A 17,385-nucleotide genomic window follows, 5' to 3' on the forward strand; every position below is an offset into this window, starting at 1 on the left:
ATGAATCCTGCATTCAGTAAAGTTGTGCAGCAGTTTGGTGAACAGGGTGCCCATGCCCTGGTGATTGGGGACGTGATGCTGGACCGCTACCTGCTCGGCGAGGTCAACCGCATTTCACCTGAAGCACCGGTCCCGGTTGTGCTGATCAAATCCGAACAACAGCGCGTGGGCGGTGCCGCCAATGTGGCAGCCAACCTGGCATTATTGGGTATCTCAACCAAGATGATTGGCTTGATGGGCAATGATAGTGAAGGCCAGACCTTACTCAAAGCCATGCAGTCACATGGGATTACGACCGAAGCCATGCTCACCAGCCAGCATCGTCCAACCATTGCCAAAACCCGTATTCTGGGCGGACACCAGCAAATGCTCCGTCTGGATCAGGAAGATACCCAGAGTTTGAACGAGCGAGAACAAGCTGAAATTCTGGCCAATATTGACACTGCACTGGCAGCGCAGCCTGCCCTGGTGATTTTGTCAGACTACGCCAAAGGCTTGCTCACCGAAACCGTCTGTCAGCAGGTGATCCAGCGTTGCCGCGCACGGCAGATACCGGTATTGGTAGATCCTAAAGGCCGCGATTACAGCAAATATCGGGGGGCAACTGCACTCACGCCGAATAAAAAAGAAACCGCCGAAGCCTGCGACAGCAGCCAGCAAGATCCGGCGCTAATCGCCAAAGCAACGGCGCTCAAGCAACGCTTGCAACTGGATTTTCTAGCCGTCACCAGAGGCGAAGAAGGCATTACGCTGATTGATGACAGCACCCACCATCTGAACGCCACCGCCAAGCAAGTATTTGATGTCTCAGGCGCAGGGGATACCGTGATTGCCACCCTGGCTGCCGGGCTGATGCACGGGCTGTCGGCACTGGATAGCTTATCATTGGCCAATATTGCCGCTGGCGTGGTGGTTGGCAAAGTCGGCACCGTGCCAATTACCAAGGCCGAATTACTTGATGCGCTGATGACGGCACAAGGCAATGAACAGGCGCACAAAATCTGCGCCCTGGAAGAGCTTGAGCAAAAGGTCAGCCGCTGGAAACAGCAAGGGCAGAAAATCGTCTTTACCAATGGCTGCTTTGATTTATTGCATGCAGGCCATGTCACTTACCTTGAAGCGGCCAAAAAGCGGGGCGACAAGCTGGTGCTGGGACTCAACACCGATCGTTCAGTATCTGCGCTCAAAGGCCCGACCCGACCCGTGGTGAATGAAAATGACCGTGCGCGCGTGCTGGCCGCCCTGGAGTCTGTGGACGCGGTCATTTTGTTTGATGAAGACACGCCTTTGAACCTGATCATGGCAGTTCAACCTGATGTCATTGCCAAGGGCAGCGACTACACCGCAGCCCAAGTGGTCGGCGGCAAAGAGGTGCTCTCTTGGGGCGGTGAAATTGCATTGATTGACTTGGTGGAAGGCCGAAGCACCACCAATCTGATTAAAAAAATGCATGCATGAGTAGTGCTGACAAGATTCTGGTCATCGGCCCGTCGTGGGTAGGCGACATGGTTCTCGCGCAAAGCTTGTTCAAGCAACTCAAGTCGGACCGTCCCGCTTGCCAGATTGATGTCGCTGCACCTTCGTGGACACTGCCATTGCTGGCGCGCATGCCCGAAATCACCCAAGCCATCGCCCTGCCCTTCAAACACGGGCAATTATCTTTAGGCGCGCGCTGGCGCTTTGGCCGTGGCCTGGGGGTTCAGGGCTACACACAAGCCATCTTACTCACCAACAGTCTGAAATCAGCCATTTTGCCCTGGGCTGCCGGCATTCCATTACGGACCGGTTTTAAAGGAGAGATGCGTTACGGCTTGGTCAATGACATGCGCCCGCTGGATAAAACCCGTCTCAAAAAAACCGTCGAGCGCTTTGTGACGCTGGGTTTAAGCCCGCAAGCTGTGCTCCCTAGCGCCTTGCCACAACCTGCATTGGTCGCGGATGCAGCCAATGCTGACCGATTACTGCACGCTTTCAAGCTCGATGCCTCCAAACCGATGCTGGGTCTTTGCCCAGGGGCCGAATATGGCGAAGCGAAACGCTGGCCAGCCGAGTATTACGCGCAAGTCGCCAATCATGCGCTAGATGCAGGCTGGCAAGTGATGGTGTTTGGTTCCGATAAAGATGCCCCGGTGACGGCCTCCATCCAACAGCTCACGCAGCAGCGATGCCTGGACCTGGCGGGCAAAACCAGCCTAGGGGATGCAATTGACGTGATGTCGTTGTGCCAACGGGTGGTCAGTAACGACTCGGGGCTGATGCATGTGGCTGCCGCACTTGATAAGCCATTGGTAGCGATTTATGGCTCCTCTGACCCGAAACATACGCCACCGATGCACCCGGATGCAGTGATCCAATATCTGGGGCTGGCATGTAGCCCGTGTTTCAAGCGTGTATGCCCGCTCGGTCATTTGAATTGTTTGCGACAATTGTCCCCTGAACAAGTCTTACCCACACTCGCACTCACGCGCGTGGAGTTTGCGTCATGAAACGCTTTTCTTACCTGCAAAAAATCACGCAAGCCCAGTGGTTAACCTTGTATTTGCTGGCCGCCTTTCTGATCGTCAGCAAAATTATGTATAACCAGCACGGCTGGGTAAACAACGACTCACTGTTGTATTTTGAGCAGGCCAGACTTCTTGCTGCCGGGCAATGGCAGCAGGCGTATCGCCTGTTCTCGTGGCCGTTCTACCCAAGCCTGCTCGCACTGATACACCGCAGTACGGGTCTGGAGATACACAGCGCGGCCATCGGCCTGAATATAGTGTGCTTTGTGCTGTTTGTCGCGGGCTTTCAACAATTGCTGCTAGAAGCGGGCGCCAAGTTGCGCACGCTGCACTGGGGGCATGGCCTGCTGTTCTCCACGCAATATATGGTCGGCAGTGTGCTAGGCATGTTGCTGCGCGACGAGGGCTTTTGGGCGGCTTATACCTGGGGCCTGGTATATTGGCTACGCAGCCTTAAAACGCAACGTTGGCAGGACCTGCTGGCGTTTCAGGCCGTCATGGTCATCGCCACCTTATTCCGGATCGAAGCGGCGGTTTATTTGCTCGCCCTGCCCTTATGCGCGCTTGCCTATACCGGCTTAAGCGCCTCAGGGCGAATCAAGCTTTGGCTGCGCGCCAATAGCCTGAGCCTGCTCACAGCATTGATGTTAGGCATCGCCTTATTCGCTGGCATATTGCGACTGGATCAATTAGGCAGGTTGCAAGAAATCGTCACTCAGGTCACGCGCCTGTTTGGGGAACGCATCGATTTTATTCAACAAAAAGCCGCCATTATCAACCAGCAGGTATTAGGTGAAGATCTGGATGAATACGGCTTGTTCAGCCTCTGGGTGACCTTGATCCTGATTGCCATCAGCAAAACATTAAAAACGGCCGGCCTGCCAGCATTGATTGCCATCTGCTGGCCCAAACAGAGCTGGTGGTCGCGCTTACCGGCACTCGCCCGGCATCTGGGGCTGACAACACTCAGCGTCAGCTTTGTCGTCAGCCTGGTGATCTTGTTGAATGTGTTTGTCCTCTCCAGCCGCTATGTCATTGCCAGTGGCATCGTGTTTATTTTCCTCGCCGCGTTTGCCATGACTGAATGGCAAAGCCGCTGGCCTAAGCTCAGTAGCAGAGGGGTTGCCTGCTTGCTGGTTGCCATGCTCGCCTACTCCTTATGGGATAGAAATCCGACTGATCTTGATCGGCAGGCGGTGGACTACATCCAGACCATCAATCCACAACAGCAACCGGTGTTTTATGACACCGAAAATGCGCGGTTTTATGCCCACCGACCATATCAGGATAGAGTACTGGGTCATACACTGTTTCCCGAGCTGGTCAAGCAGCAGGCGATCTCGAAGTATGACTACTATATGATCACTATCAGCAAGGATGCGGTGGATGTGGCTTATGAACAGCTCGCTGTGCAAACCTTGCAAGAAGCCAATTTCAAACTGGTCAAAACCTTTTACGGTTGGCGCGGTAAATCTAAAGTCATGATTTTTAGCAAACAGGCCGTGACACCCTGATGCAATACGTTAAAATTCATAAAAATAATTCACTATTCGTTCAGGCCTCCTCATGATTCATTCGCTGACCCAAAAATTTCCCATTCTTAACCTCTGGCAACCACCGTTCAAACATTTGCTGCGCTTAAGCATTCTTTGGGTGATTCTGGTGGCATGTACCGCAAACGTCTGCAACAGCTTTTTCATTAAATGGGGTTTCCGCGACGACTCCCGCTATGCGTCGCTAGTAGGGGTGATTGATGGCACGGCTTACCAGCCCTATGTTTACCGCTCAACGGTCCCGCGTCTGGCTGACCTGGCCGTGCAGCAGATTCCCGAAAAGAAACAGGAAAAGCTGTTTGAACGCATCATCTCTTCCGACAAACTGAAAAACCATTTCTTTCACGATGTACCTGCCGAGGAATGGACGCCTCGCGTGGCGCTGGACTACCACCTGATGTATGGCCTGACTTTGCTCAGTTTTCTGCTGACGCTGATTTACCTGCGCAAGATTTTTCTGCATTTTTCTGACAACTACTCGGCCTCTATCCTCGCCGTGGTGCTGTTTAGCCTGATCTACCCGCTGACTTTCAAGCGTGGCGGCTATTTTTATGATTTCTTTGAACTGCTTGGTATCACAGTCAGCACCTATTACTTTCTGACTGACCGCAAGTTTCTGGCGTCCATCTTGCTCATGCTCACGGCATTTAACAAAGAAACCGCCTTCGTTGCCGCATTCGGATTTTTCTTTTTACATGCCAAAGACTACCCCATGCAAAAGCGCGTGGCTTACTTTGCGCTGCAATTCATTGCCTGCTTCCTGATCCGGCAATGGATCATCGCACCGTATACCGGGAACACGGATTCTGCGCTGCATTTTCACTTGCTTGATAACGCAAAATTCTGGCTCAATCCGGTCAATTACTTCAAATTGAGTGATTTTTATACACTGGGATTGTTCTCGCCCACGTTGCAGCACGTCTTGCTGTTTCCATGGCTGGCCTACTGGATACGCGCTGGCTGGCAACAAATGGATGACATGCTCAAACGGTATACATTGGGGATTTTTATTCCTAACCTGCTGCTGTTCCTGAACTTCACCACCAAGGATGAGTTCAGAAACTTCTCGCTGAGCATGATCGCCTTGTACATCATCCTGATTCATGGGTTTTCAAACTTCAGGCAGTGGCTGGACCAGAAGTGATTACGCACGCATGAGATTCGTAGATAAATTGCGCATGGGTTACCGGCGCTGGCAATTGGGTGACGCCTTCAAGCATCAATACAACTGCCACCCGGACTTTGACCTGCAGCGCGGGGAACACAGCTGCACCATCCTCTGGAAAAAGCAGCCAATAGCCACCATCCCTTTTGCACATACGCTGAGCCAACAACAACGGGGACCATGCTGGATCGTCGCTTCCGGCCCTTCGCTGGCCGAGATTGATCTGCAGAAAATCGCCTCGTATCCGACCATCAGCCTCAATTGCGCGATTAAAAAATTTAGCGCGGCCAAGCTCCATCCGACCGACTGCGTGATTGTGGATCACCGCGTATTTGAGCGCCAGTGGGATTGTGTCGTCGAATCTGTGCGTTCGGGCGCGCGCTGTTTCTTCAACTTTGAAGGGCTGAGTATTATTGCTGAGCGGGCGCCGGAACTGCTGAAGCAAGGCAATCTCTACCTGATTGAATCGGTGAGTCGCAAATATGGGGTGGCCAGAGGCAGTGCCGAGCAATACTTGCAGGCATTTGCGCAATCGCCTGAGATTCTGCTGGCCCCGGACTTATTGCCCTACTGCCGCTCGATTGGCTTTAGCCACAATTTACAACAAGGCGTGTTTGCCGGGAAAACGGTGGCCACCTGGGCAGTACAACTGGCGTTTGCCCTGGGCTATGAGGCGATTTATATTCTGGGCATGGATTTGGGCGGCACCGGTAAAGCCCACTTTTATGCCGACCAGCACAATCCTTCACCAGATTTTCTGCGCTATTACGAACCGCATATTCGCGGCTGCTTTGAGCTGGCGCGTCTGGCCAGTGAAAAAACAGGGGTTAAGCTATATAATCTGTCGCTACAGAGCGCCTTGCCTGCCGAGATTATTCCAAAAATGTCGTTTGCCGAGGCTTTGCAACAAATTACCGAGACGGCATCCGTCAAGAAATGATTTAAGTTATGAAAATTATTATCCCGCTGCAAACCTGCTCCACGCGTATTCCGCATAAAAACATTCGCCCTTTTTATCAGGACGATTCGCTGTTCGACATCAAGGCCAAGCAAATCCTGACCTTTGAAGCGCCAGAAAATGTCTATGTGTCATCGGAAAGCGTGGAACTGGTCAAACCGTTATGTGACAAGTATGGCTTTCACTTTATGCAGCGCGATGCCTCCCTGACCGGCAACAAGATTTATCAGCCTGACCTGGTCAAAGCGCTAACCGACCCGCTGCCTGGTGACGATGACATTATGTGGATTCAGGTCACCTCGCCCTTATTTAATCAGTTCAAGGAAGCTTTGGCGGTCTGGAAAGACGTCCGCAACGATTATGATTCGCTGGTTGCCGTTAAACCGTTCAAAGGGCATTTGCTGGATGGCAAGGGCAATCCGGTCAACTATGGGTTTGGTTACTGGCACAAGGTCTCGCAAGACTTGCCCAAGTTATATTCGGTGTTGTGGAGCCTGTTTATTCTCAAACGCGAGACGGTCAACCGCTTTCACTACCATATCGGCGTCAATCCCTACTTGTTTGAAACCAACCATATGGTGGTCGATATTGACTACCATGAAGACTTCGAGCTGGCAGGCATGATTTACACCAAGCTACACGGTACGATTTAATTCACCGCCAAATCATTCACGCCGCGCTTACATGGCTACGCCAGCGCGGCGTTTGCGCTGGTACTTGGCGTAAAGCTTGTCCGCACGCTGCGCAATGGCACGGTAAATTGCCGACTCCCCACGCAGTAACTGACGGTCGTCACCAACATAATGCCGAAGAAATGTGAGCAGATCTCCGCGGGTCAATTGAACATCCATGGCTGAAAAATACAGCGCAGCCAGATCTTTCATTTGCATACGTTGCGAAGGCTGTGCACGAATTTCTGCTCTATGCAAATCCAGCACATGCAATCGTGGCGGCAGCAGCGTCAATTCAGCCGCTTTAAAGCAGAAATGGCAGATATAAAAGTCACGATGGTAGAGCTGATACGCATGCATCTGACGTGCAATCTCCGCCACCCGGCGGATCAGCGCACGCTTGAACCGCAGTGTGGGCGATGTGATTTTCCACTGTAGCGCCAAATCCTCCAGCGTGACAATCTCGCCCAAATCCTCGGTAATCACAAATGAGCGCTGAGTGGCGGGCAGCCAGCCCTGGATGCCATGCCCCACATAAGGCGTGGTGGGAATATGCAAGCGCTGCAAGGCGGCGATGGCCGCCACCTCATTCTGCGCATTCACCACCGGGCGTTTAAAGCTGAGCCAGTTTTTGAACAACTCGCCCCATCCCACACCAAAATGCCGTTTAATAAAAAAATGCTGGCCCGCCAGCGCAATCCGCAAGGTCTCGCGTTCGGCAACCTTGCGGAAACTTTTGCCCGGCAACTGCATAAAAAAATCAAACACATCCGGTCGTTGCCGAATCTCGGCAGGCAGCGGATTTTCTGCTTTAAATTGTACCGTCGTACTCATGACGCCTTGTCTTTGTGCAAGGCCAAAAAGCGGCTGCAATTCTGGATCGCCTGCAATAACAATGGTTGATATTTGGCCATGAGGCTGTCTTGCGCGCTGGCAGATAATGATTCATCGTGCGGCCCGGTCGGCACAAAATGATCCACGCCATGATGCAAATATGGAATACGGTACTTCATATCCGTTGTTTGCACGCCAATAGAGTGCCAGTCACTGACCACAACAAATGGGCGTGACTGCGTGGTCAGCAACGACAGGCCCAGCGAATAGCTGCTACTATCCTCAGGCGCACCCAGGGCCTGTAATAACGTTGGTGAAATATCCAGATGGCTGGTCATGCGCTCAATCTCGGCATGCGCGTGCTGCGGCATCCACACCACCATGGGCGTATGTGTCTGCTCCTCAACAAAACTTGAGTTATGCCCCCAGAAGCCCTTTTCCAGAAACTCTTCTCCATGATCGCCAGTGATGATGACAATGGTATTGTCTAATGCGCCCTGCGCACGCAGTTCATCAAGCACCCGCCCCATCTGTTGATCTACCCAATGGGCAGCATTGGTATAGCGGTTTTTGAACTCGCCGATCTTGGGCTTGAGCGACTCGCGGCTCATGCCCCAGTAATTCACATCCTTCAAATACGGGGAGGCAATCACGGCTTGCTCGGGGAAGTCATAACGCGCATGCGTAGACTCAAAGAAGAAAAAGCTCATAAATGGCCGCTGCTTGTCCCGCGCACGCAAAAAGGCTATTTGCTCAGAGGCATTTTGTTGGTCACGCTGCCAGGGGGTTAACTTCTCCTCCGCCTCGTGCAGCTGTGCAAGCGGTACGCTGGCGAATAAGGTTTTATTAAACTCGGGATAAGAAAACAGTGCGCTGGTACGCAGGTCGAGTTGGTAGTTCAAGGCCTGCACGCGCTGCATGAGCAAAGGCGGTTGTTGTGCATGTAAAAAGCTGGACCAGTAAGAGCCATATAGCCCATAAAACATGCCGAACAGGCCTTCTCGCGTACCGTTGCCACTGGAATAGTGGTTTTTAAAATACAAGCCTTGCTGCGCAAATTGCCAGACATTAGGCATGATCTCAGGCGTTAAACGATCCCAGCGCAGAGACTCTGCCACCAGAATGACAATATTGGGCGGCTGTTGGACGGCGCTAAACGTCACCGGCGATAAAGGATACTGAATTCTGGAAGTATCCACATTGAGATGGTTACTGCTATGGCGCACCGTTTGCACGCCCATTTTTTCTGCCCAGCTGCGGAAGGTAATCCGTTTATAGAAGGGATACACCGTCGCCGAATCAAGAATCGCCCCGTTATTTTTGACATCACTGATGCCATACAGGACGGCTTGCGCGACAAAGGCCAGCAGCACAACCAGGTACAAAGGCCGCGTCAGCAATACTGCGTGCTTGAATGACTGCATGCGCGTACTCAACCACCAGGCCAACAGCTGAATCAGGATGACAATTGCGACCGATATGCCGATCGCCACATAGGTCTCGTCGCTGGTGCCCAGCGAAGCCAGGCCGCCTTTGGTGGTGACCAGATTCCAGATAAAGCCGTTGAAATGAAAGTTATACAAGTCATAAATCATTAAATCCGATCTGACCAGTAAAATGCCTATCACGGAAAACGTGAGCGCCAATAGCGCAGTGTAGCGGTTGATGGTGCGCGCCAGCAGCGATTGCAGCCAGGCCGGGATCAAGGTCACGACGGCATAGGCAAAACTGTAAAACAACCAGGCACAGACATGAAACCAGAAGGCTGCGCCCGTGGTGGCTTGCGCAGCAATGCTGAAGAACCCCCAGCAGGTGGCTAGCATGTGCAGTGTAGTCAGGCCTAAAAACAGTTTGAGTGGTGAAATTTTCTTCATGGCGGCATTCATCTTTAAGCAGTCAGGCGACGATTAGGGCGCACAGAAAGCCGTTACAGGCGACAATTCAAGCTGATGACAAACGGTCACCCCATGCGTCTGGCAGTAGGCTTGCCAGTCCGGCATATCGGTCCAGTCAGCCACAAAAATGAAATCCAGCCCGGCGCCAGTCGAAGCCTGATGATCAAAGCGGCTATCGCCAATAAACAAGGCCGGGAACTGGATGGTCCCATCGGCAATCATGCTGGCCAGGTGCTCATTCTTTTTAGTCGGTCCACCATAAATGCCCAGTTCAAACAGCGTATCCAGGCCACGGCGCGGGAAAATTTGCCGCAATTCCGCTTGATCTCCGCCAGACAGCAGCATCCACTTGGCGTTTGCGGTTTCTTTTTTCAAATCCATCAGTGCAGGCGCAACCTCACACTGCATCAGGGTTTCATCCAGAATCTCGGTAAACGTATCCATAAAGGCCTGAAACCGCTCAGCCGTTAAAGGCTGTTTGATAATCTCGGTGATGTAATAACGGATTTTGTCATTGCGCGGGATGCTGCCCAACTGGATATGATAGTCCACAAAGGCCTGCGCCTGTGCCTCCGTCCCCCCCATCCGCTTGGCGGTGTTGTAATAGGCATCCACTTTGGTCTGGTTGCTATTGAGGACAACGCCATCGCAATCGAGCACAATGGTTTTATACAGGGAGAGGTCTGGTCTTTGGGGCATAACGGAGTGGGCTTGGCAAATAAAAAAGGCTTGTATCACTACAAGCCTTCATTATAGACGATTTGTCTAACGCTATACTTATTTGGCCGCCACGATCGCAGAAGCCTCTTTCGCCAGCTTGGTGATCTGTGCCCAGTCCTTATTGGCTACGGCATCGGCAGGCGTCAACCAGGTACCACCGCACACAACCACGTTAGGCAACGCGAGGAATTGTGGGGCGCTTTCAACGCTGACACCACCGGTCGGGCAGAATTTCACGTCTGCAAATGGGCCGGCAAAGCCTTTGAGCAGGTTAATGCCCCCCACCGCCACCGCTGGGAACAATTTCAGGAAGTAGTAATCATCGGCATTCGCCATCATGATTTCTGAGCCGGTAGACACACCTGGCAACAGTGGCAAGCCGATTTCACGGGCATATTTGCCTAACTCGCTGGTGTAGCCTGGGCTGACCGCAAACTGGCAACCTACATCCTTGGAGTTTTTCGCATCTTTCAGGTTACGTACGGTCCCGGAACCCAAGATCGCGTCCGGCACATGCTTGGCAATTTCTTCCATGGCTTGCAGGGCAACCGGGGAACGCAATGTGACTTCCAGCACCTTAATACCGCCTTCCAGCAACGCTTCGGCCATCGGCACCGCATCTTCCACTTTGTTAATGACAATCACCGGAATCACCGGGCCATGATTTGCTAACTCTAATGTGCTCATGTTTTGAATATTGACCTAATAAATAAAAAAATTGTTTTTTTAATCGTTTGCTTTATGTAAATGAAGATTGCTAAGCAAGACTAGGCGCAGGCGCGTAGACAGTACGAATAGTACGGCAAGCAAACTGCAACGACGTATTGCGACGCAATGTGCATTTACAACCAGGTAACGGCGCCTTCTTCTGCAGACAGCACATTCCTGCGCATGCCACCAAACAACTCACGGCCCAAGCCATGGGCGTTGTAATGACGTTTGGCATCGCTTAACTCTTCAGCCTCGCGCTCAGCCCAGGTGTCTTCATCCACCAGCACATTCAACTGACCGACGGTCCCATTGAGGCGGATGATGTCACCGTTGCGGATTTTGGCAATCGGGCCACCCGCGCTGGCTTCCGGACTCAAGTGAATCGCAGCAGGAATCTTGCCTGAAGCACCACTCATGCGGCCGTCCGTTACAATCGCCACACGGAAGCCCTTGTTTTGCAACACAGCAAGTGGTGGTGTCAATTTATGCAACTCTGGCATGCCGTTGGCTTTAGGGCCCTGGAAGCGCACGACAGCAATGAAGTCACGCTCCAGCTCACCGCGGTCAAACGCGGCCAGCAACTCTTCTTGCGCATCAAACACAATGGCTGGTGCTTCGATGATGTGGCGGTCTTCAGGGACGGCAGAAATCTTGATCACGCTGCGGCCAAGGTTACCCTTGAGCAGACGCAGGCCGCCAGACTCGTTAAACGGATGCGCGGCTGTGCGCACGATGGTTTCATCGCCGCTTTCGGCCGGGTAGTCTTTCCACACCAGCTTGTCCGCTTCTTTTTCCGGCTTTTTACCGTAATCGCGCATGCCGCCACCACTCACGGTGTAGACATCCGGGTACATATAGCCGCCTTCGATCAGTTCGCGGATCACAAAGCCTGGGCCACCGGCGTCCTGGAATTCGTTGACGTCTGCCTTACCGTTTGGATAAACACTGGCCAGCAGAGGCGTCCCTTTAGCCAGATAATGGAAGTCGGTCCAGTCAATGATGATCCCAGCAGCACGCGCAACCGCTACCCAGTGGATCAAATGGTTGGTGGAACCGCCCGTGGCCAGCAAGGCAACCATGGCGTTGACGATCACATGCTCATCAACCAGACGGCCGATCGGCACATATTTTTCTTTTTTGGCGTTTTGCACTACCAGACGCACCGCTTCACGCGTCAGGTCTTCACGCATACCATCATGCGGGTGGATAAAAGCCGCCCCTGGCACGTGCAAGCCCATGGCTTCCAGCAACATCTGGTTACTGTTGGCCGTACCGTAGAAGGTACAGGTGCCAGCACCGTGGTAGGCCGCAGATTCGCTGGCCAGCAGCTCATCACGGTCACACAGGCCTTGTGCATATTTTTCACGCACTTTGGATTTAGAGGTGTTATCAATGCCGGTGCTCATCGGGCCCGCTGGCACAAATACACAGGGCAAATGCCCAAAATGCAATGCTCCGATTAACAGGCCTGGCACGATCTTGTCACAGACGCCCAACAGCAATGCCGCATCAAACACGTCATGAGACAAGGCAATCGCCGTACTCATGGCGATGGTATCGCGGCTGAACAGGCTTAGCTCCATGCCTGGCTCGCCCTGGGTAATCCCATCACACATGGCAGGCACGCCACCGGCGACCTGCACAGTGGCGCCATGTTTGCGCGCTTCGTCACGAATAATATCCGGATAGTTCACATAGGGCTGATGCGCGGACAACATTTCGTTGTAAGCAGTGACGATGCCGACGTGTGTCGGCTTCTCGGCGTAAATCTTGAATTTGTCGTTTTGTGGCATGGCCGCAAACGCGTGTGCCACGTTGGCACAGCCCAAGCGGTCCGGGCCTTTTTCACGGTTCAGGTAATCATCAATGCGCTGCAAATACGCCTTGCGGGTCGGACGGCTACGCTCGATGATGCGTTCTGTTACTTCAATGTGAGATTGTTTCATTGACTATCGCTCAACTGTGTTTTAACTACCTGATGAACTATCCTGGTGAACTGCTTTGAACTTGCTATTGCGTCACAGTATAGGGTGAAGATATATGAATCCAAACAGGCTCCCTACCCCCGATTATCTCCAAACTGCTGCACTACGTCAAATTGAATTACCCGAATCCAACATTTTTTCAGAGGATTCAATGACTTAAAACAATATACCTCTTTTTCGCGTAGTGCATTGACACTCATGGAATGTAGCCAGACATCAAGCAGATTTGGTCACCAGAATATCTTCCAGCATCAGATATTCCAGATCACAGCCATAAAACATATTCAGGGCATCAGTCGGGCTGCAAATCATCGGCTCGCCGCGTCTGTTAAGCGAGGTATTGAGCACCACGCCATTGCCACGCAGCTGTTCCAGATGCTCAATCAGCGCGTAGTAGCGTGGATTGGTGGCTTTGGTCACAACCTGCGCACGCGCGGTGCCGTCCTCATGGACCACTTCCGGAATGCGGTTTTTCCAGGCCGGGTTCACATCAAAGGTGAAGGTCATGTAGGGCGCCGGATGGTCGGTTTGCAGAATATCCTCCGCCACGCGGTCCAGCATGCTGGGGCAGAATGGCCGCCAGCGCTCACGGTATTTGATCTGGGCATTGATGCGGTCCGCCACGCCAGGAAAGCTAGGGTCACCCAGTATACTGCGGCAACCCAGGGCACGCGGGCCAAACTCCATGCGCCCCTGAAACCAGGCGAGTGGATTCCCCGCGGCCAGTAATTCTGCCGCTTTACGTGGGCCATCTTCTACACGGGTAAAAACAGGCTTGGACGGATGCGTTTCACATGCGGCAATACATTCTTCATTGGTGTAAGAAGGCCCGAGGTAAGCGTGTTCCATTTTATGGATTTTTTCGCCCGCCAGGTGTGCAGCGTAAGTGGCTGCGCCCAGGCTGCTGCCGTTATCGCCAGAAGCAGGCTGTACAAATAATTCTTTCACGTGTGGCAAGGCGATAATGCGCTGATTCAGTTTGACATTGAGCGCAACGCCGCCTGCCATCACAATCTTGCCGGTCTCGCGCAGAATATCGCCCAGATAATATTCAATCATCTGCAAAGCCAGGTCTTCCAGCAGCTTCTGTACACTGGCAGCGTAATGAATATACGGGTCGTCAATCTCGTCGCCCTCACGCTTGGGGCCTAGCCATTCAATCAGTTTGGGCGTGAAGTAGTAGCCTTTGCCATTTTCTTTGTAACGGCGCAAACCGACCACGTTGACGTATTCGGTGTTGATGATGAGCTCACCGTTTTCAAACTTGGCCAGGCGGCTCAAATCATATTTGTTCGGGTCACCATACGGCGCCATGCCCATGACCTTAAATTCACCATCCAGCATCTCAAACCCAAGAAACTCGGTGATCGCGCCATATAGGCCACCCAGTGAATCCGGGTCATAGAATTCCTTGATTTTGTGAATCTTGCCATGTTCGCCATAGCCAAAAAACGTGGTTGCATATTCCCCCTTGCCGTCAATGCCGACAATGGCGGTTTTTTCCTTGAAGCCACTCAGATGGTAGGCACTGGAAGCATGCGCCAGATGGTGTTCAACCGGCACATATTTGGCTTTGGTCAGCCCGAGCTCTTCCATCAGTTTGAGTGATTTGTCGCGGTTGCGACGGAAACGGCGGTTACCATTAAAAATGGCATCCAGTGCACGGTCTGGCGCGTACCAGTAGCGCTTGGCGTAATGCCAGCGCGCAGCCGACGTCAGTGGAATTTCACCATAAGGGAAAGCCACGATATCGACTTGTTCAGGGGAAATGCCCGCCTGTTTCAGGCAAAACTTGGCCGCTTCGTAAGGCCAGTGGTTTTTGGCGTGCTTGTCGCGGATAAAGCGCTCTTCTTCTGCCGCAGCGACAATTTTGCCATTTACCAGAATGGCAGCCGAAGCATCATGCCCCAAGGCACCGGATAAACCTAACACAATCATGCAGAAACTCGCGTAACGATCAAATCAATCGAATGGATTAAATAGAAATGCCCGCCAGGGTGAGTGGCGTATGGTCTGGATAAACCGTTTTAAATCTATCCACCAGCGCATTATACAGTGAACTATCCGGTTTCCAATTTTGCAGCAGCCGCCGCAGGTCGCGGGCATGTGCGCGCAAGGCACTCTGCGCGCAGTGATGCTGGCGCATGCTGTCGAGATCAATCACCACGATCTGGCCTTGATCGGTGACCTGCAAATTGCTGCCTTTGAGGTCGCCATGCGATATTTTGAGCAGATACCACTGATAACAAAGCATGACCAATTGCTCCACCACCTGCGCCTCAAGCGCAGGATCGCGAGACTGCTGAAAAAAGGACAGCACATCGGGCCAGGGGCTAAATGCGGAGACAAAATACGCACGGCCACGCAGCCCGCAGTAACGGCGTTCGTACATCAACATGGGTTGCGGGGTCAGCATACCGTAGTATTGCAGGCGGTGTGCATTTTGCCACGAGGCGGCCGCCCGGCTGGGCCGCCAGGCTCGGCTCACGGCATGCAGCCAGTGCTTGATGTTATAGCGCTTGATCACGACAGGCTGATCTTGCAACTGGGTATGTCCTACGGTGCAGGTGTTGCCCGCCTTCAGGGTTTGTCCCACATGCATGGCCACTTCCAGCGCAGGCAAGTCCGTGGGATGCAATCCGCCAGCGGTACTGACCGCCTGCACACTTTGAGCCGTCTGTTGCCAGGTCACATCGCTACAGGTGCGGAAAATTTTACGCGTGACATAGTGCTCCACCTCACGCGCCTTCATCTGCTGCGCCCAGGCCAACACTTGTGCAGCGGTGAGGCTGCGCGGCCAGCCGCGTGCATGCAAATAGACATCCAGTAGGCGTTGCGTCCACTGCATCTGATCCAGTACCTGCAACTTCGAAATCAACTCGGCGAGCTGCAGGTGCGCCTGTTTGCGACTCAGCGTTTGCTGACGGATCCCATCGCCATCTATGGCCCACACCACGCCGTCTGCCAATAAAAAATTCTTTAAATGCAAATCGGTTTGGCATAATCCTGCGACATGCTGTGCTGCCAAGGCCTCAACCAGCAGCGCTGGCAAAGCATATCTGCCCTCTGCAGGGCCTGCGGAATAAGCTTCTGCGGCATTGACCGCATTGGGAACAGCGGCATAAATCAATGCGGCTAGCGGCTGGGTGCCGTCATGCAGCGTGCCTTGCCATAACAAGGCTGGCGTACGGATGCCCGCAGCCAGCATGCGGCGCGCGCCGTCCGCATCCCGCCCGGCGTAACGTGCCGCTTCTTTGCCCGCAAATAGCTTGGCATAGATCGCCTGGCCATCCCAAGTCCCCCGCAACACCCAGCGCCGCTCCTTGAGCACGCGAACCAGCGTGTCCAATTGCAAGGGCGGCTGGGCATCCATGGCAAACCCAAGGCGGATGGGCCCCGGCGAAGTGAACTGGTGCAGGGTCATGCTTGCGCAGGTCGTCCTAACAGCAAGAGCGCCTGCTGCAATACTTCTTGCGGACGAATGTCCGCCATGCTGTCTTTTTTAATCAATTGCCGGTTGGCGCGGTTCGGATAAGGTCCGGTCAACAAGTGATTGGTCGGGCCAAACAGCCCCAGCATCGGCACTTGGGCGGCAGCCGCGACGTGAAATACACCACAATCATGTGAGATAAACAAATTGGAGCGCTCCATCAGCTGGCGCAAGTCTGCCACCGTGGTTTTGCCTGCAAGGTTAATACTGTTAGGCACCGCCTTGACGAATTTCTTTGCCAGAAAGGCTTCATTGCTGGTGCCGGTAATCACCAGCCGTACGCCCGGGATGGCTTGGACCAGCAATTGTCCCAATTCAATATAGGCATCAATCGACCACAGTTTTTTATCATCGGCACGCCTGGCGTAAAAAAACTTCCAGCCATGCAATAGCGTGGTGCCACAGCCCAGGTGAATATTGATCACGGTGTCTGCAGGCTGCACCTCAAAGCGTGACAACAAGCTCACCTGACCGGGCGCGCTGTAGATTGCATAGCAACGGTCTTCATCGGTGATTTCAATCTGGCGCTGTAGCTGCTGACTCAACCATTGCTGACAAAAGCCTAGCAGCTGTTCGGCATAATGCACATCGGTTTTATCGATGGTCGCCAGTTGCAGGCGCGGATCATTAAAAGGCAGCTTTTTGAGCGCATTTTTATTAAACGCCAGTACCGCGTCATAGTCTTGCGCGAGCTTATTGACGCGGCGGAGACTACTGGTCACCCACAGATTGTTGATGGCCGGGTTGTGTTCAAACACCTGTGCGCTCAGGGCATTCAGCGCGACTACATCAATGCGTGCCTGTGGCAGATGCTTGCGCAAAAACCGGATAGCCGGCGTACAGAAGATATTGTTGCCCGTGCTACTCGATGTCAGTATTAACAGTGAATTAACCATGTT

Annotated in this window: 14 protein-coding genes; 6 read left to right on the top strand and 8 right to left on the bottom strand. The window is 53.0% G+C overall.

The features are described from left to right. The 6 genes from hldE to ACT53C_RS11470 are packed head-to-tail and all read left to right on the top strand — an operon-like array spanning position 1 to position 6,833. Positions 1-1,458, top strand: coding sequence for a bifunctional D-glycero-beta-D-manno-heptose-7-phosphate kinase/D-glycero-beta-D-manno-heptose 1-phosphate adenylyltransferase HldE (gene hldE / locus ACT53C_RS11445; RefSeq protein WP_476146262.1), 1,458 nt, complete (start codon positions 1-3; stop codon positions 1,456-1,458). Then, the gene (gene waaF, locus ACT53C_RS11450) at positions 1,455-2,486 is read left to right on the top strand and encodes a lipopolysaccharide heptosyltransferase II (RefSeq protein ID WP_476146264.1); all 1,032 of its coding nucleotides are present in this window, start codon (positions 1,455-1,457) and stop codon (positions 2,484-2,486) included. The genes hldE and waaF overlap by 4 nt, the downstream gene beginning before the upstream one ends. Next, positions 2,483-4,018: a hypothetical protein gene (locus tag ACT53C_RS11455; protein WP_476146266.1), complete on the top strand. Its 1,536-nt coding sequence runs from the start codon at positions 2,483-2,485 to the stop codon at positions 4,016-4,018. Before waaF ends, ACT53C_RS11455 begins: the two co-directional genes overlap by 4 nt. 52 nt (positions 4,019-4,070) lie before the next feature. After that, entirely contained in the window at positions 4,071-5,201 is a 1,131-nt protein-coding gene (locus ACT53C_RS11460; RefSeq protein ID WP_275356938.1) for a hypothetical protein, read from the top strand. A gap of 10 nt (positions 5,202-5,211) precedes the next feature. Then, entirely contained in the window at positions 5,212-6,162 is a 951-nt protein-coding gene (locus ACT53C_RS11465; protein ID WP_476146268.1) for a hypothetical protein, read from the top strand. Between the two features lie 8 nt (positions 6,163-6,170). Further along, complete coding sequence (locus tag ACT53C_RS11470; RefSeq protein ID WP_194747143.1) at positions 6,171-6,833, top strand: glycosyltransferase family protein; 663 nt, start codon at positions 6,171-6,173, stop codon at positions 6,831-6,833. Between the two features lie 27 nt (positions 6,834-6,860). Here ACT53C_RS11470 and rfaP read toward each other — a convergent pair whose 3' ends face one another. From rfaP to ACT53C_RS11510, 8 genes are all read right to left on the bottom strand, one after another. Continuing rightward, complete coding sequence (gene rfaP, locus ACT53C_RS11475) at positions 6,861-7,685, bottom strand: lipopolysaccharide core heptose(I) kinase RfaP (protein WP_476146270.1); 825 nt, start codon at positions 7,683-7,685, stop codon at positions 6,861-6,863. Further along, a complete protein-coding gene (locus ACT53C_RS11480; protein WP_476146272.1) occupies positions 7,682-9,559 on the bottom strand; it encodes a sulfatase-like hydrolase/transferase in 1,878 nt (625 codons plus the stop codon). Before ACT53C_RS11480 ends, rfaP begins: the two co-directional genes overlap by 4 nt. Before the next feature lie 33 nt (positions 9,560-9,592). Continuing rightward, complete coding sequence (locus ACT53C_RS11485; protein ID WP_476146274.1) at positions 9,593-10,279, bottom strand: HAD family hydrolase; 687 nt, start codon at positions 10,277-10,279, stop codon at positions 9,593-9,595. Between the two features lie 78 nt (positions 10,280-10,357). Further along, positions 10,358-10,987 (bottom strand): bifunctional 4-hydroxy-2-oxoglutarate aldolase/2-dehydro-3-deoxy-phosphogluconate aldolase, encoded by a 630-nt coding sequence (eda, locus tag ACT53C_RS11490; RefSeq protein ID WP_194747147.1) that lies wholly within the window; start codon positions 10,985-10,987, stop codon positions 10,358-10,360. A gap of 155 nt (positions 10,988-11,142) precedes the next feature. Then, positions 11,143-12,957 (bottom strand): phosphogluconate dehydratase, encoded by a 1,815-nt coding sequence (edd, locus tag ACT53C_RS11495; RefSeq protein ID WP_476146276.1) that lies wholly within the window; start codon positions 12,955-12,957, stop codon positions 11,143-11,145. A gap of 255 nt (positions 12,958-13,212) precedes the next feature. Next, positions 13,213-14,934 carry a carbamoyltransferase family protein gene (locus tag ACT53C_RS11500; RefSeq protein WP_476146278.1) on the bottom strand — a complete coding sequence of 574 codons (1,722 nt, stop codon included), beginning with the start codon at positions 14,932-14,934 and terminating at the stop codon, positions 13,213-13,215. A gap of 37 nt (positions 14,935-14,971) precedes the next feature. Beyond that, complete coding sequence (locus ACT53C_RS11505; protein ID WP_476146280.1) at positions 14,972-16,420, bottom strand: lipopolysaccharide kinase InaA family protein; 1,449 nt, start codon at positions 16,418-16,420, stop codon at positions 14,972-14,974. Then, entirely contained in the window at positions 16,417-17,382 is a 966-nt protein-coding gene (locus ACT53C_RS11510; protein WP_476146282.1) for a glycosyltransferase family 9 protein, read from the bottom strand. The genes ACT53C_RS11505 and ACT53C_RS11510 overlap by 4 nt, the downstream gene beginning before the upstream one ends. Positions 17,383-17,385 lie beyond the last annotated feature (3 nt).

It is taken from the genome of Methylophilus sp. DMC14, from assembly GCF_056314085.1.

What these genes read in the sequence shown, in the direction of transcription:
- hldE (WP_476146262.1), top strand. Translation starts at nt 1, where the DNA reads ATGAATCCTGCATTCAGTAAAGTTGTGCAGCAGTTTGGTGAACAGGGT.
- waaF (WP_476146264.1), top strand. Translation starts at nt 1,455, where the DNA reads ATGAGTAGTGCTGACAAGATTCTGGTCATCGGCCCGTCGTGGGTAGGC.
- ACT53C_RS11455 (WP_476146266.1), top strand. Translation starts at nt 2,483, where the DNA reads ATGAAACGCTTTTCTTACCTGCAAAAAATCACGCAAGCCCAGTGGTTA.
- ACT53C_RS11460 (WP_275356938.1), top strand. Translation starts at nt 4,071, where the DNA reads ATGATTCATTCGCTGACCCAAAAATTTCCCATTCTTAACCTCTGGCAA.
- ACT53C_RS11465 (WP_476146268.1), top strand. Translation starts at nt 5,212, where the DNA reads ATGAGATTCGTAGATAAATTGCGCATGGGTTACCGGCGCTGGCAATTG.
- ACT53C_RS11470 (WP_194747143.1), top strand. Translation starts at nt 6,171, where the DNA reads ATGAAAATTATTATCCCGCTGCAAACCTGCTCCACGCGTATTCCGCAT.
- rfaP (WP_476146270.1), bottom strand. Translation starts at nt 7,685, where the DNA reads ATGAGTACGACGGTACAATTTAAAGCAGAAAATCCGCTGCCTGCCGAG.
- ACT53C_RS11480 (WP_476146272.1), bottom strand. Translation starts at nt 9,559, where the DNA reads ATGAAGAAAATTTCACCACTCAAACTGTTTTTAGGCCTGACTACACTG.
- ACT53C_RS11485 (WP_476146274.1), bottom strand. Translation starts at nt 10,279, where the DNA reads ATGCCCCAAAGACCAGACCTCTCCCTGTATAAAACCATTGTGCTCGAT.
- eda (WP_194747147.1), bottom strand. Translation starts at nt 10,987, where the DNA reads ATGAGCACATTAGAGTTAGCAAATCATGGCCCGGTGATTCCGGTGATT.
- edd (WP_476146276.1), bottom strand. Translation starts at nt 12,957, where the DNA reads ATGAAACAATCTCACATTGAAGTAACAGAACGCATCATCGAGCGTAGC.
- ACT53C_RS11500 (WP_476146278.1), bottom strand. Translation starts at nt 14,934, where the DNA reads ATGATTGTGTTAGGTTTATCCGGTGCCTTGGGGCATGATGCTTCGGCT.
- ACT53C_RS11505 (WP_476146280.1), bottom strand. Translation starts at nt 16,420, where the DNA reads ATGACCCTGCACCAGTTCACTTCGCCGGGGCCCATCCGCCTTGGGTTT.
- ACT53C_RS11510 (WP_476146282.1), bottom strand. Translation starts at nt 17,382, where the DNA reads ATGGTTAATTCACTGTTAATACTGACATCGAGTAGCACGGGCAACAAT.